General features: G+C 36.7%; 14 protein-coding genes and 2 tRNA genes. 10 read left to right on the plus strand and 6 right to left on the minus strand.

Annotated features, from left to right (window positions below; all coding sequences use genetic code 11):
* Positions 1-60 precede the first annotated feature (60 nt).
* Positions 61-291: a FeoA family protein gene (locus ACMAYL_RS14855; protein WP_392993444.1), complete on the plus strand. Its 231-nt coding sequence runs from the start codon at positions 61-63 to the stop codon at positions 289-291.
* Positions 291-2264 (plus strand): ferrous iron transport protein B, encoded by a 1974-nt coding sequence (gene feoB, locus ACMAYL_RS14860; protein ID WP_412463429.1) that lies wholly within the window; start codon positions 291-293, stop codon positions 2262-2264. The genes ACMAYL_RS14855 and feoB overlap by 1 nt, the downstream gene beginning before the upstream one ends.
* Here the strand turns inward: feoB and ACMAYL_RS14865 are convergent.
* The 3 genes from ACMAYL_RS14865 to ACMAYL_RS14875 form a co-directional block, all read right to left on the minus strand.
* Positions 2261-3361 (minus strand): hypothetical protein, encoded by a 1101-nt coding sequence (locus tag ACMAYL_RS14865; RefSeq protein ID WP_392993450.1) that lies wholly within the window; start codon positions 3359-3361, stop codon positions 2261-2263. The two genes, feoB and ACMAYL_RS14865, sit on opposite strands and share 4 nt — an antisense overlap.
* A 105-nt stretch (positions 3362-3466) precedes the next feature.
* Positions 3467-3964, minus strand: coding sequence for a macro domain-containing protein (locus ACMAYL_RS14870; protein ID WP_103217761.1), 498 nt, complete (start codon positions 3962-3964; stop codon positions 3467-3469).
* A gap of 24 nt (positions 3965-3988) precedes the next feature.
* Positions 3989-4639, minus strand: coding sequence for a transglycosylase SLT domain-containing protein (locus ACMAYL_RS14875; RefSeq protein ID WP_412463430.1), 651 nt, complete (start codon positions 4637-4639; stop codon positions 3989-3991).
* A gap of 176 nt (positions 4640-4815) precedes the next feature.
* On the opposite strand from ACMAYL_RS14875, the gene ACMAYL_RS14880 reads away from it, so the two are divergent.
* Together ACMAYL_RS14880 and ACMAYL_RS14885 are read left to right on the plus strand one after the other, a co-directional pair.
* Positions 4816-5763, plus strand: coding sequence for a hydroxyacid dehydrogenase (locus tag ACMAYL_RS14880; RefSeq protein WP_103217759.1), 948 nt, complete (start codon positions 4816-4818; stop codon positions 5761-5763).
* 2 nt (positions 5764-5765) lie between these two features.
* Positions 5766-7034 (plus strand): adenylosuccinate synthase, encoded by a 1269-nt coding sequence (locus ACMAYL_RS14885; protein ID WP_103217758.1) that lies wholly within the window; start codon positions 5766-5768, stop codon positions 7032-7034.
* 464 nt (positions 7035-7498) lie between these two features.
* On the opposite strand, the gene mtaB is transcribed toward ACMAYL_RS14885, so the two are convergent.
* Positions 7499-8821: a tRNA (N(6)-L-threonylcarbamoyladenosine(37)-C(2))-methylthiotransferase MtaB gene (gene mtaB, locus ACMAYL_RS14890; protein WP_103217757.1), complete on the minus strand. Its 1323-nt coding sequence runs from the start codon at positions 8819-8821 to the stop codon at positions 7499-7501.
* Positions 8822-9022: 201 nt separating this feature from the next.
* Between mtaB and ACMAYL_RS14895 the strand changes: the two genes are divergently transcribed.
* The 4 genes from ACMAYL_RS14895 (at position 9023) to ACMAYL_RS14910 (ending at position 11999) form a co-directional block, all read left to right on the plus strand.
* Positions 9023-9099, plus strand: a tRNA-Lys gene (locus tag ACMAYL_RS14895).
* 42 nt (positions 9100-9141) lie between these two features.
* A tRNA-Glu gene (locus ACMAYL_RS14900) sits at positions 9142-9219 on the plus strand.
* A 237-nt stretch (positions 9220-9456) separates the two neighbouring features.
* A complete protein-coding gene (locus tag ACMAYL_RS14905; RefSeq protein ID WP_412471289.1) occupies positions 9457-10356 on the plus strand; it encodes a hypothetical protein in 900 nt (299 codons plus the stop codon).
* A 206-nt stretch (positions 10357-10562) separates the two neighbouring features.
* On the plus strand, positions 10563-11999 hold the full coding sequence (locus ACMAYL_RS14910) for a hypothetical protein (RefSeq protein WP_412471290.1): 1437 nt from the start codon (positions 10563-10565) through the stop codon (positions 11997-11999).
* Positions 12000-12011: 12 nt separating this feature from the next.
* Here ACMAYL_RS14910 and ACMAYL_RS14915 read toward each other — a convergent pair whose 3' ends face one another.
* The gene (locus ACMAYL_RS14915; protein WP_412471291.1) at positions 12012-12833 is read right to left on the minus strand and encodes an SDR family NAD(P)-dependent oxidoreductase; all 822 of its coding nucleotides are present in this window, start codon (positions 12831-12833) and stop codon (positions 12012-12014) included.
* A gap of 172 nt (positions 12834-13005) precedes the next feature.
* Here ACMAYL_RS14915 and ACMAYL_RS14920 point away from each other — a divergent pair, with 172 nt between their 5' ends.
* A complete protein-coding gene (locus ACMAYL_RS14920) occupies positions 13006-13845 on the plus strand; it encodes a lipid A-modifier LpxR family protein (RefSeq protein WP_412471292.1) in 840 nt (279 codons plus the stop codon).
* Here the strand turns inward: ACMAYL_RS14920 and ACMAYL_RS14925 are convergent.
* The gene (locus tag ACMAYL_RS14925; RefSeq protein WP_412471293.1) at positions 13831-14376 is read right to left on the minus strand and encodes a GNAT family N-acetyltransferase; all 546 of its coding nucleotides are present in this window, start codon (positions 14374-14376) and stop codon (positions 13831-13833) included. The two genes, ACMAYL_RS14920 and ACMAYL_RS14925, sit on opposite strands and share 15 nt — an antisense overlap.
* Positions 14377-14540: 164 nt before the next feature.
* Here ACMAYL_RS14925 and ACMAYL_RS14930 point away from each other — a divergent pair, with 164 nt between their 5' ends.
* Positions 14541-14765 carry a hypothetical protein gene (locus ACMAYL_RS14930; protein ID WP_103217751.1) on the plus strand — a complete coding sequence of 75 codons (225 nt, stop codon included), beginning with the start codon at positions 14541-14543 and terminating at the stop codon, positions 14763-14765.
* Positions 14766-14780: the final 15 nt, after the last annotated feature.

The raw sequence follows: 14780 nt of genomic DNA on the forward strand, positions 1-14780 counted from the left end.
TCCTAGACAAGTTTGACTAATAAAACTATAGTAAGCCCATTGAGACGAATGGAGTTAAATATGGTTTTATCGAAGGTTAAAAAAGGCGTAAATGTTAAGATCCTATCATTTGATAAAGGACTTAAACATAAGACAATTATGACAGGACTTGGGATTCTTCCAGGTGATGCAATTCAAGTTGTCGCTCCTTCATTCTTAGGCTCTCCTCTTACTCTTAGATTAACAGATGGTGAAACAGTTGCCCTTCGTTTAAGCGAAGCTAGTCTCATCAATGTTGAGGAATTAAATTAATGAGAAAAATTTTACTTATTGGCCCTGCAAACTCAGGGAAGTCGGCGATTTTCAATATCCTTTCTGGAGCGAATCGTAAGGTTGCAAACTACAATGGAATTACTGTTGATACGGCCACAGCGGGTCTTATTTCTAATGCTCGTCATGAAGAAAAGTTAGCAGTAGTTGACCTTCCTGGGATTTATTCACTTGTTCCATCTTCAATTGATGAAGCAGTAACAGTTTCCACTTTAATCGGAAGAAATAATCAAGTTACAGAATTTCACGATATTGTTTGTGTTGTTGATTGTGCTCGCCTGGACTCTTCTCTATCTCTTGCACTTGCTGTTAAAGAACTCTTTGGAGGCAAGATTAAAATCATCTTCAATAAGTATGATCTTGATGTAACAAAGAATTACGATTTTGATAAAATTGGCGAACACATTGGTGTTCCTTATATTAAGTTCTCTACAATGAGAGACAGTGGAGCAACACTTGAAAACTTCTTAAGAGAAAACTCTTCAAGTGAAATTCTCCTTCCAACTAATAAAATAAAACTTTCAAATGAATCAACGGAATACAATCCATTTAATGTGAGCTTTGAAGAAGATCAATTTGTTGAGCTTCAAAATGAAGTTTCTGCTCTTTCTCAAATTGAAAAGTATCAAAGAAAAGCAAGAGACCTAAAAGCATCATATGCGATTGGAAAAAATAAGAGCCTGATTCAACTTTCAAATAAAATTGACCACTTTGTTCTTCACCCTTTCTTAGGTGGTGTTATCTTCTTGGCAATTTTCTACTTAATCTTCCATTCAATTTATACTTGGGCAGGTCCGGCAATGGATCTCATTGATGGTGGTGTTGGTGCATTCGGAGAATACGTTGCAGCTATGCTTCCGCAAGGTATGCTAAATAGTTTTATTGTTGACGGAATCATTGCAGGTGTTGGTGGAGTTGTAATCTTCCTTCCACAAATTATGATTCTCTTCTTCCTTTTAAGCCTTCTTGAGCAAAGTGGATATATTTCACGTGCTTCAATCATTACAGATAAGGCCATGTCATATTTTGGCTTAAATGGAAAAGCGTTCCTACCATATCTTTCGGGGTTTGCTTGTTCTGTTCCAGCGATTATGGCAACAAGAACGATTTCAGATAAAAAAGAGAGACTTGCAACATTAATGACGATTCCACTCATTACATGCTCGGCAAGACTGCCAGTTTATATTCTTCTTATTGGAACTTTTGTTCCTGAAAAAACTGTATTTGGAATTTTCAATTCTCAAGCCCTAGCATTTTTCTTCCTTTATTTCCTAGGAAGTATTGTTGCACTTATTATTGCAAAAATCTTTAGGCTAACTCTTTATAAGGGAAGTACGACTTCATTTATTATTGAATTACCTCTTTATCAGATGCCTACTCTTAAGCCCGCTTTTAAGGCGATGATCTTCAAAGGAAGAGTATTTTTAAAGAAGGCCGGAACAATCATCTTAGGTCTTTCAATGGTAATTTGGTTTCTTTCGACTTTCCCAAAACCAGCTGAAGAGCTGCTTATTGGAAAGTCAGAGGCAGAGTCCGCTGCAATTTCTCTAGAGTACTCAACTATTGGCCAATTTGGAAAATTAATTGAACCAGTTATTAAGCCACTTGGATACAACTGGAAGATGGGAGTTGGAATCACTGTTGCCATGGGTGCACGTGAGCTATTCGTATCAACACTTGGAACAATTTATGCTCTAGGTGATGTCGATGAAGAATCAACAACTCTAAGAGAAAGACTAAGAGCTGAGATTGACCCAGAAACAAATAAGCCAGTATTTAATACGGCCGTGGCCTGGTCTCTTCTAATCTTCTTTGCCTTTGCAATGCAATGTATCTCAACACTTGGGATTGTTCGAAGAGAAACAGATGGTTGGGGACATGTCTTCCTAATGTTTGGGTATATGACAGTTCTTGCTTATGGTGGTGCTTTTATTACTTACCACTTACTTGTTTAATCACAACTTTGATCTTTAGATAATTGAATAAACCTCACGGCATCACTTAGTAATAAGCCGATGTCGAGAGGGTCTCTTTCAAAAATTACCGTAACAACTTTATCTGCCTCAACCTCGTGCTTTCCTAGGTTTACCCAACCACTCTTGCTACTTTGCATATTATAACTAACAAAAGTCGAAAAGATTTCCACATCTTCTTGAAAGATACTCACTTTAACATTTGATAGGGCCCCTACAATCGTAGGTCGATAAACTTGTAAGCAATAATTTGTTCTACTAGGCATGAAGTTATAAGTTGAATAAGCATATTCATCTTCACTCATTCGAACAATATTTCCATCAGCACCTTTAAGCTTACTATTTACCCAATCGCCGTATTCACGGTAGCCATCTGTTCCTTTAAAAGTTTTCTGATCAACAGCCTTGGCCATTATCGTTGCACTCTCATCGAGGTCTTTATAAATTATTCCCTGACAGTCTTCATAATCACCAAGCTTTTTGAAAACTACTTCATCGGCCCTTAGAAGTAGTGGATCCTCAGCACCTTTTGAAAGAATCACACGACTCTCCTGTCCTGAAGTAAACGAGAACTCACCCAATGGATAAAGTCCCTTTTCACTACTTTGAAGTCTTAGACTAAAGTTGGCCAATCCAATTTCTTCAACACCATCAAAGATATCTATAATTGCATTATCTGTAGCATTCATTGATGGCACTCTGTAGTACCAAATACAATAGGTCGAATCGCCCAAAAGATCTGTGACATAGATGGCCCTAGCGCCAGGATCATTGGTGTAGCGACTTATACTTCCCTGATATCCTTTTAGGGTGTCCTGAAACCAATTCCCTTCTTGAATAAATCCGACTGTATCATCGAGAGAATTTTTTTGAGTGATATCAAAGAAGTTTCCAATAACAACTTCCTCCTCACCTTCAACAAATGTACTGGCCGGCGCCCTTGTACCTACATTTAAAGATTGATCTGAAATCATCTCACTTCTTATTTTTCTAAGATTGTGGCCTCGACCTAGACAGGCCACAAGAATAACAATGGCCAATAGTGGGAATAAATAAGTGAACACTTTTCGTTTCTTCATGATTGTGCCTCTTGATAAGTATCATATCAGTCGTTCACAGAAATTCTAAAATGAAGAAGAGTAAATAAACTCAAGTATTGTTAAGAGATCACTCTTTTGTAGAGGCTACAGAATTGTTTTATAGATCTCGTAGCTTTCATCGTCGAAGCAGCAGAAGATTACATCATCAAATTCTTCAATAGCATCAAAACTTTTTACGGCCGAAGTTGCAGTAATGGCAGCTTCAATTTTTGGATAGCCAAAGATTCCCGTTGAGATACATGGAAAGGCAACAGACTTACATTCGTTTTCTAGAGCAAGTGAAAGTGCGTAGATATAGCACTTCTCAAGTAAATCAGATTCACCATTTCCTCCACCTTCCCATTTTGGGCCAACGGCGTGAATGATAAATTCAGCTGGGATATTATATGCCTTAGTCAGTCTTGCTTCTCCGACAGGGCAACCCCCCACTTCCTTAAGTTCATCAGCTAATTCCTGACCACAGGCTGCATGGATTGCACCATCAACTCCACCACCAGCTTTTAATTCACTATTGGCTGCGTTAACAATGGCATCAACATCTAAAGTTGTAATATCGGCTTTAATTACTTGAATATTTTTCATAAAGAATTTTTAGCACGAATAAGTTTAGATTTCATCGTAAAACTTTAAGATTGTGCGGGCATACCAAAATTTTCTCTCTCCAGGCTCACCATTGTAATCAACCAACGCCTCATAATAATTTGTCATGAGATCATCTTGGTAATTCTTGGCCAAATAAACCTTTAAAAGGATAGCGCCATAAACTAGGGATAGATCAAGATCATGTAAAAATAGGAGCTTCTGCTCTGCCCATGTTCTCTCTCGAAGCCACAAGTGTGTCCATTCAGGAATTTCGTCAGAAAGAGTATTATTTAAATAAAGTGTATTTTGTAGATTTGCGTAATCAGGGCCTCTTTGACCAAGTTGATCGGAAACTTCTTGCGCTCCAATGGATGTAAACTGTGTTAACCCTACTGCTCCTGTTGGAGAAATAGCATCTCGTACAAAATTAGACTCCATACGGATCAATGCCAGAAATAGCTTTGCATCAACCCCAAATAGCTCTGCGACCTCAATGACTCGATCTGTAATGAGAGTGGCTTCTTGCTCAGAAGCACTAGGATTTTGGGCCATGATATACGCCTCAAAATCACCCTTAGAATATTCCTGAGTTATCTGATAATTCCTAATCATATCCTCATGACCAACGAAGTAGCCCTCAGGAATATAGGAAGCAAGAGATGCTGATACAAACAATTGCGTGAATATAAGTAATACTAATAATTTTTTAAATTTTTGCATCATGATAATTATGGTTAACGAAAAACTAAATAGCAACTTACAAAAAGTTTCTAATATTAAGGGTTACATGTAGCAAGTTGCGTTCTATAATCGCAATACAAGAAAAACTTAAAAAATCCATGGAGGCCTGAGTGAAACCATTTATCGTCGTTTGTGATGGAATGGATGCAGAAGTTTTTGCATCTCTACAAGCTATCAGCGAATTAGAAGTTCACCCAAAACCAAAATTATCTCAAGACGAGATCAAAGAACTACTACCAAAAGCAAGTGCTCTTGTTATTAGATCATCAACTACGATTGGAGAAGAATATCTTGAACTTGCTCCAAATCTTAAATATGTAATCCGTGCAGGTGCGGGAACAGATAATATCGATAAAGTTAAATGTGGTGAGCGTGGAGTTAAAGTTTCAAACACTCCAGGCGCTAATAATAACTCAGCAGCTGAACATGCTATCGCACTTATGATGACAGTTCTAAGACATACAGCTGCCGCAGACGCAACAATGAAAAACGGCGGATGGGACAAGTCTAAGTACACAGGTAATGAACTAGCAAATAAGAAAGTTGGTATCGTTGGTTTTGGTCAAATTGGAAAGATCGTTGCAAAACGTCTTCAAGGATTTGAGCCACAAGTTAAGTTCTTTGATCCATTCTGTGAATCGAGTGATCTTGATTATGTTACTAAAGCAAATACTGTCGAAGAAATTTTTGAGACTTGTGACATTATTACACTTCACACTCCTTTAATGGATGCAACAAGAGGAATGGTAAACAAGGATCTATTTAATAAAATGAAACCACATGCAATTCTAGTAAATGCATCTCGTGGTGGAATTGTTAATGAGCAAGACTTAGCTGTTGCTCTTATGGAAAAGAAATTTAAAGCAGCAGGCTTTGATGTTTTCGCAACTGAGCCACTTGAAGAAGACTCACCTCTTCGTAAGATTCCTAATCTTGTTCTAACTCCACACCTAGGAGCTTCAACTGATGAAGCTCAATTAAGAGTTGGAGAGATGGCCGTAAATCAACTGAAAGAATTCTTTTTAAACGATAATTTACTACACGAGGTTAAAGCTTAATTATGAAATCACTTGCGATTATTGGTTCTCAATGGGGAGACGAAGGTAAAGGAAAAATCACTGACCTACTTGGACTAAAATGCGATGTTGTTGTTCGCTACCAAGGAGGAAACAACGCAGGTCATACGATCATCGTTGGAACAAAAAAAGTTGTTCTTCACCTAATCCCTTCAGGTATTTTACACGATCACTGTGTATCAGTTATTGGTCACGGTGTTGTACTTGATCCAGAAGCATTTTCTAAAGAAATAGAAAATGTAAAAAATTCTGGTCTAACTGTTTCTCCTGAAAAACTAAAGATATCTTCTAACACTTCTGTTATCACTTACTACAACCGCCTTCTTGACGGTCAACGTGAAGCAAAGGGCCCTGTCAAAATTGGAACGACAGGAAAAGGAATTGGTCCTGCATACGAAGATAAAATTTCACGCAAGGGTATCAAAGTAAAAGATCTTTTTAACAAAGAAGTCCTTACAGAGAAATTGAAAGCAAACCTTTTAGAAAAAGAAACATTATTCACTAAATTATATGAATGTGAATTTCCAAGTGTAGAGGAAGAAGTTGAAAGACTAATGACTCTTGCAAAAGAAATTGAACCATTTGTTTGTGACACTTTCAGCTTCCTTGATGAGGCAAAACGCGCTGGAAAGAAAATTCTTTTTGAAGGTGCACAAGGTGTTCTACTTGATATCGACTTTGGTTCATACCCATTCGTAACATCTTCTTCTACTGCTTATGCAGGTATTTACTCAGGAGCAGGACTTCCTGGTGGAACAGTCGAAGAAGTACTAGGAATTACAAAAGCCTACACAACAAGAGTTGGAGAAGGCCCATTCCCTACTGAATTATTTGATCAAATGGGAGATGATATTCAAACTAAAGGTGGCGAGTTTGGAGCGACAACAGGTCGTAAGAGAAGATGTGGATGGCTTGACCTCCCTCTTCTAAAATACTCTGTTAAATGCTCTAACCTAACTTCTATCGCTTTAACAAAATTAGATGTTCTAAGTGAGATGGGACCTCTAAAAGTTTGTACAGGATATGAGTACGAAGGTCGTACGATCGATTGTGCTTATCCGGGAATTGATCTTGCAAAGGTTAAGCCAATCCTAAAAGAAGTACCCGGCTTTAACGATGACTTCAAAGGTGAGCTATCACAAGAAGTTAAAGACTATATTGCTCTTATCGAAGAAGCGATTCAAATCCCTGTAGGGATCATTGCTTTTGGTCCAGAAAGATCTGAAATCAAATTTCTAAAAGAATACTTCTAAATTTAAATTAGAACTTCGGCCCTGAGTTACCTCGGGGCCTATATCCATCTTGTGTCGGTTTTTTTTGAGATGGCCGTCGCAGAAAACCATCATTGAGGCGAGTGCCTAATTCAAAGCTACTCATAGATTGTGTGTGGTATATGCTCAATCGCATCTTCTAATAAGCGCGATGGATTTATAATTTATAAAGCCCTTGTGCTACAGCGGGAGAGAGAGATGTACGCAGTAGCACAAAGATTTTCGCCAGTAAGACACTTCTTCAGATTCAGAGAGGGACTTGAGAAATTAAAATCGGCAAGTGGAGTTTTTTAAAAGCAGAACAAAAAATTCTAAGGCTTGCCAACCTTGTTTCCTACTGACAAAACTAGAATATAAAAATTCATCCACCTGAGTGTTCAAGTTGTGTTAGGAAAACGTTTTTAATTGTTAATTAATTGTCAAAAAGATCGTGAGCGCCGCAGCATCTAGCATAACTCAGCAAAAACCTTATTCTCTTTAAACTCAATTAAGCGAACTTGATGGATTTGATTCTTTAAATCACCATCATGTGCAACCTTAACGCGAATAAAGTTTGAAGTGTAACCTTCCCATAGGCCTTGTTTGTCTTTCTTTTCAAAAAGAACTTGAGATGTCTCTCCGATATAGTCTTCAGAGAACATATTTAGCTTAGCATCTCCAAGCATCATAAGAGTCTTTACACGACTCTTTTTTACTGGGTGCTGAATATGGTCTTCCATACGTGCAGCAACTGTATTCTTTCTTTTAGAATATGGAAACACATGGAAGTGAGTGATTGGTAACTCTTTTAAAAGGTTAAAAGTATCTTGGAATTGCTCATCAGTTTCTCCAGGGAAACCACAGATTACATCTGCTCCAATTCCAGCGTTTGGAAAACGCGTGATAATTTTATTAATGATCGTCTTATAATCTTCAACAGTATACTTACGCTTCATTCCCGAAAGAATTTCATCATTCCCACTTTGCATAGGTACGTGGAAGTGATCAAGAAACTTTGGATTAGCGTGCATATAATCAAGAAGCTCATCTGTAATCGTATTCGGCTCAACACTACCAAGTCGAATTCTCTCTAAACCCTCCAGAGCATTTAACTCTTTTAATAGATCTAAAAGTTTTTCACCTGAAGTAGTTTCGTACTCACCAATATTTACACCAGTAAGAACGATCTCTTTAAAACCTTGAGCAACAACAGCTCTCGCCTCTTCCATTGCTTGTGCAATTGAAACCGCTTTTGAACGTCCTCGAGCAAAAGGAATAATACAGAATGAACAAACGTAATTACATCCGTCTTGTATCTTTAAGAAAGCTCTAGTGTGTCCTTCTTCTTTAGAAGTTGCAGCACCAAAGAAGTCTTTAGACTTATCGATGTGGATTGTATCTGTTTCATCTTCGTTTAAGTAATCAAAGACTTTATATTTTTCACTTGTTCCTAAAACGAGATCAACACCAGTCATCTTTGCAATTCTTGGCGCATCCATTTGAGCGTAACAGCCTGCCACAACAATCTTTCCATCTGGAGAAGAACGGTGTGCCTTACGAATTAAGTTTCGACAAGTTGAATCTGCACTATCTGTTACAGTACATGTGTTAATAAAAGTAACATCAGCTTGCTCACCAAACTCAACAACCTTATACCCACGCTCAACAAAGCCTTGAGAAATTGTTCCTGTCTCAGAAAAATTTAAACGACAGCCCAAAGTATGAAACGCTACTTTTTTTCCATCAAAATTTTCTAATTCATTATTTGTTGAATCTACTTCTGTTGTCACTGAAGCCTACCTCTTAAAACACTAGTAATAGTGGGCTAAATTAGCTCATAAGGCCTTTGATGACAAGGTGGGCGATAAAAAATACTAAGGGTAAATAAAATTAACTTCTTAAAAAAATTACACTTTTTTTTTATTTTTTTTAAATTCCCTGTTGACTTCTGAACCAAGATTACTTATATTCAATCTCACCAAAACACAGATGGTCTCTTAGCTCAGTTGGTTAGAGCATCTCCCTTTTAAGGAGAGGGTCCTGCGTTCGAGTCGCAGAGAGATCACCATTTTAATGTTTTTTGGTTTCCAAATCCGGGAATTAAGTTAGCGCTCCCATCGTCTAGCCCGGTCTAGGACACCGCCTTTTCACGGCGGTAACAGGGGTTCGAATCCCCTTGGGAGTACCAGTTTTATAAAGAAGCCAGACCTAGTCTGGCTTTTTTATTTTCTACGCCTTTCTTTTCTCAAACACTTTCAACCATTTCACTTAACCATCTACTACACTATAAGGTCGGATTTATCTTAGTTTTTACACACTTCGTTTACAATACGACTAAATAAAAATAGTCTCGCAAAATAATTAGCAAACCTATTAGCATAATAGAACAAATGATATGAGTTCTGATTTTAATTATTGGGGATATATGAAGAAACTTATTTGGATTTTACCGGCACTAGTTATAGCGATTTATTTTTTTGTCGCAAGTTCTCATAAAACACAAGACGATGTAGCAGTAAAAACTCCTACTCAAAAAGTCGAAAAAGAAAAACAGCAAAAGTCGACGAACTTGGCCAGTAGTCCTCTAGCAGAGAGTGGGTCCGCGAAGAAGATAGATGATAGTCCAGAGCTTTTGAGTGAAAAGAAAATAGTCATCAAAAAAATTTTAAAAGATCTATCTAAAGCAAAGTTAAATGAAACATTTGAAAATGCTTTTAAAAATAAAAAATTTAATGAGAAATCTCCACAGAAAAAAGAGAAGCTTCTTGAGCTAGTAAGAAACTTTCCATTTCAAGAGAAGCTTGAAAAGTCATATGAAAACTTAGACCTAGATGAACTTGAGGCAATTGCTGAGATTCAAGATAGTGAGACCTCTAAAAAATTACAAGAAAATGCTCAGCAAACACAGGACAAGATTGTAGATCTTATAACAAATGGTAAGGAATACTCACTTCCTGAGGATAAAAGAGAGATTGTGAACAGTATTATTGAAGAAGCTGCACTTCTAGAGCAATCAACAGCTTCGTCTAAGAGTTTAATTCAGGCAATGATGGTACATACTGAACAAGAAAGAAATCCTACAATGAATATAAACGAAGTCGTTGCTAACGCTCAAAAGCAAACTGATGCAATTTTGGATGCACAGGGAAGAAATATAAAACTGGCCCTCGATATGTCATACGAAAGCTTATCAAAAGAAGAACTAGAGGCCCACTTACACATGCTTCAAAAAGTTGACGCTAAGAAAGCGTATCAAGCGGCACTAAAGGCCAGTAACTCCGTCTATAAGGAGTTTATGATCGAGTTCCTAAAAGTTATGAAATAAAATGATGGCCGCTTCAATAAGCGGCTTTTTTTTTGCCTACTTAAGACAATAAAATCACATTAATTCTATAAATAGCTAAAATCTCGTTAACCAATACTGGACTAAATATGTACTTTTTTCAAATATAAAGTATTGTATAATGAATATACTTTTAAGAGGTTATAAAAACTAATTAGTTAATTATGATTGCACAGGACAAAGTTTTGGTGAATGATTACTACCATTTAGATCAAAAATATCGAGAATTCTTCGAGATGCACTTTCTTGCAGTTCTTCTGATGATTGTCTTATACGTAATCTTTTATTTCTATAATATTGAACCGCATCTTCTAACGACGATGAATTATATGATTGTCTTTGATTCAATTATGGCGATCGTTTTCTATAAGAAACTCTTTAAAAAAAATATTTCATTTGTGATATTTTTCTCAGTTGTAGTGGAAAGTCTCATTTGGTCAATTTACCCTCGCCTTGCAGATTATTCTGCCACAAGTTCACTTTGTTATATTGCAGGAATTATTGTTTTAGCGTTTCACTTACAACATACAAATATTAAGTACTGTCTTCTACACTTTATTATCATGGCCTCGAATAATTACTTCCTTAAAGATCAAAGCCTTGTTCTCGTCACATTCTTGCATCTTTTCATTACGACAGTAAGCTCTATTCAATCGATTACTTTTAAGAATAATGCGAATCAGATTTGGCATAAAAAAGAACTTCATAAGAATATATTAAATCTAAAGAGTTACTTCACTCACAACTTACTCAATCCAATCAATAATATGCTTGCGATGATTTCTTCAGGCTTAGACGATAAAGATAAGATTAAGAATAGTTTGAGAAAAAATAGTAATCGTATTGAAGACTTCTTAATGAAGGAGTTCGATGATGTTGATCACTTACTCGATCATCAAGTAGATATTTTTAATATTCCAATTTTTAACAACTTTAAAAGATCATCGATTATCGTCATTCTATCAATGACTGCCTTTTACGCATTCTTTGCTGTAGATCTTTTTAATCCAGTTGCAAATATTTCTTATTCTGGCTTGGCCATTGTTATTAACTTTTTGATTTTTGCCTTTCACCTTTATAAGACGAAAAATCACTTCTCGATTCAAAAGATAAGCTATATTTATCTCTTTAATGCTCAACTACTATTTACACTGAAGTATTATCTAAACTCAAGTTCGGCTACGGCGCTTCCACTACTACTAAGTAGTTACCTATTCACAATCGTTCTTGCAGCAAATACAAGAATTAAATATATCTACAGCCTTACAATATCTGCATGCCTACTTTCACTAGTCGTTAATGATATTGTTAACTGTATCTTATTCATGTCATTTGTAATCTATTTTTCAAAAGTAGTTCTTGGCTTCTTTCATAAACAAGAATCAATATACAAAAGTATAAAGGAACTTGTTAAACATGAAACATCATCAAGATTTGCTGTTGAGATTGAAACGAAGTTATTACCGTTATATCAAAAGCTTCAAGATAGTATTGATCACTACCTTTATGACCATGAACTTGCCAATGACACGGAAGAAGTAATTGCGTCTGCACACGACTTTACTGAAGTAGTCCACTTATTAAATAATGGCGATGAATATCAGATGGCCCCGAATTCTCACTAAGAGTTTATAGAATTATTTATTTTGAGAAAGAGAAATTGCTTCTTCAATCTCATTCCCTTTAAAGCCACGACGTTCGATATAGCGTCTAAAGAAACCACTGGCCTTAGCAACAAGAGTTTTACGTTTTGGAATTACGACTTGCTCGGCCCTTTGTTCAATTCCAGAGATAATTTCAGAGACGACCTCTTCAAGGGAGATCATCTTCCAAGGACCTTCTTTATTGCCACCCCAAAGCTTATTTCCGACAGGGTCACTTGTCACACCATCCATTAATGGCGATGGAAAGAATGTCGGATGAAAGCTTCCAATATCGACACCAAGATGTCGAACTTCCATGCGAACACTATTGCAAACAGCATGAAGTCCTGCCTTGCTTGCAGCATAAGATGCTTGTAAAGGACAATGAACGAAAGAGGCCATCGAACAGATTGCGGCCATATACCCCTTGCTTTGTGTAATATATGGAAGAGCTGCTTTGAATGTGCGCCATGGACCATTTAGATTAATATCAATCACCTGTGAAAAGTCTTTTTCGCTTGAAGAGATCATTGGGGCCATTTTTGTGATACCAGCATTTGCTACGACGATATCTATCCTTCCAAAATGATCATAGGCTTTGGCCATAGCCTGCTCAAGAGATTCGAAACTTGTTACATCAATACTAATGCCTAGACCTCCAAGCTCATAGGCTTGCTTTTTAAGTATTTCGCTATCAATGTCCATCAACACTAGCTTTGCACCACGCTTAGCTAACTCCACACTTAGGGCCGCACCTAGCCCACCAGTTGAGCCAGTAATAGCAATTACTTTGTCTTTTATATTGATTCTCTTCATATTGAGAGCTTATAACACCTTAAAAGTGGACAATCTTATTTATTGTAAACAATACAAGAAAATCTTAAGCTCTAAAGAACATAAATATCTGAAATAACAGAACTTAACTCTATTAAACAAGCAAAGATGGCCATCTCAATATTCATTTCTTCTAAAATGATACAATCGTTTAATGAAGTTGTTCTTCATAGTCTCCATATTCACATTGACCTTATCAGCTTTCGCGCAAAGTAGACCCCTTAATGAATTTTCAATTAAGATTGATAATGATGCTCCATTTGAAACTGATAGGTATTACTCTAATGGTCTTGAACTGATGTATCAGCGTAGGCTCTACTCTCAAGGTTCATTAACAAAGTTGCGCTTTGGAGTTGCTCATAAAATCTATACACCAGAAGCAACTTTAAGTACCACTGTAGTAGAAGGAGACCATCCTTATACTGGCCTACTCTACGGAATTCTTGGAATCTCTCACGTTAATAGCGATTACTATCTTCGTGCGGATCTATGGACAGGACAACAAGGCCCATCTGCTAAAGCAGGTATTTTACAAAATATATTTCATAAAATGACACCTTCTTCGCAAGTTAATGGCTGGCAGAATCAAATAAGTAATCAATACTTTTTTAATGGAGAATTTAAAATTATTAAGATCAATCGAGGTCCAATATTTGAATTATCTCCTTGGCTGCAAGGGCATTACGGTGGGCTTAAGCGAGATGTCGAAATTGGTCTTAAATTTGGAATGAGGCTTGGTTTCTTTGAATTATTTGCTAACGGCTCTTATGTCGCAAACTTTTTCGATGCTGTTCTACAAGGTTCAAAAAAGGTTGAATCAGTCTACGTTATTTCAGATGAAGACATGGAAGATATTTACTACAAAGCAGATGCTGGTTTTAATCTATTTTTTAGAAGTATGAGAGTGACATTGAAAGCGAACTGGCATGGCCCTCAGTTTAAAGGTGCCACTAATCACACTTTTGCAACTCTAGAAACATCATTCTATTTCTGATCGCAAAATTGAATAATACTTCATATCCCAATGCTTACCACGATGATAAATTTCATTTCTAAGTAGTCCTTCATACTTAAGCCCAAGCTTTTGTATGACTCTTTCACTTTGAAGATTTTCGGCCTTACAACGACACTGAATGCGTTCAATATCAAAGTTCTCAAAACAATAATTTATCACTTCCTGGGCGGCTTCAACGATAATCCCCTTCCCCCAAAAGTCATCGTTTAAAACATAGGCCAATTCCATACATTTATTCTTTGTCGAGACCCAAAAGCAACCGACGCAACCGATAAGCTTGTCATTCTCTTTTAAAGTAATAGCAAATGGTTCTGGTATCCCCTGCTCATAGTTTGAAAATGCGTACTTTTCAATAAAGTCGACACTATCTTCAACTGACTCATGAGGTTCCCATAGGGTATACTTCGAAATATGAGGCTTCTTTCCATATTCAAAAATAGAATCCTTATCGCTTAACCTAATTTCTCTAAGCACAAGCCTTTTTGTTTCAATTTTTGGTGGTTTCCACATATTACTTCCCCCCTATATCTGATCTTAACTGACAGATTTTATTATAACGACAAAAGTTTTACACAAAAACTGTATTTTTTTATTGTACGGAATTTTGGAAAGGAATAATATATAACAAATATATATAACCAAGTTATATAACTAAAACCATATGAGGATTAATTATGAAAAAATTACTACTTCTAGTTCTACTATCATCAGCTTTTGTTTCTTACGCAAATGAAGATTGGTCAGATTCAGTTGCTTCTGATGAAGCAGCAGTTATTGAAGAATCAGCGCCAGCAACAGATTGTGCAGCAACTGGTGATTGTGTAGATGCTTCAGCTACTACAGATACTACTTTAGATACTGAGCTTTCAGACGATTCTGATCTGGAAGTTGAGCAATAATTAAAAAACCTTCCG

The organism is Halobacteriovorax sp. RT-2-4, from assembly GCF_047085445.1.
Classification (GTDB): domain Bacteria; phylum Bdellovibrionota; class Bacteriovoracia; order Bacteriovoracales; family Bacteriovoracaceae; genus Halobacteriovorax_A.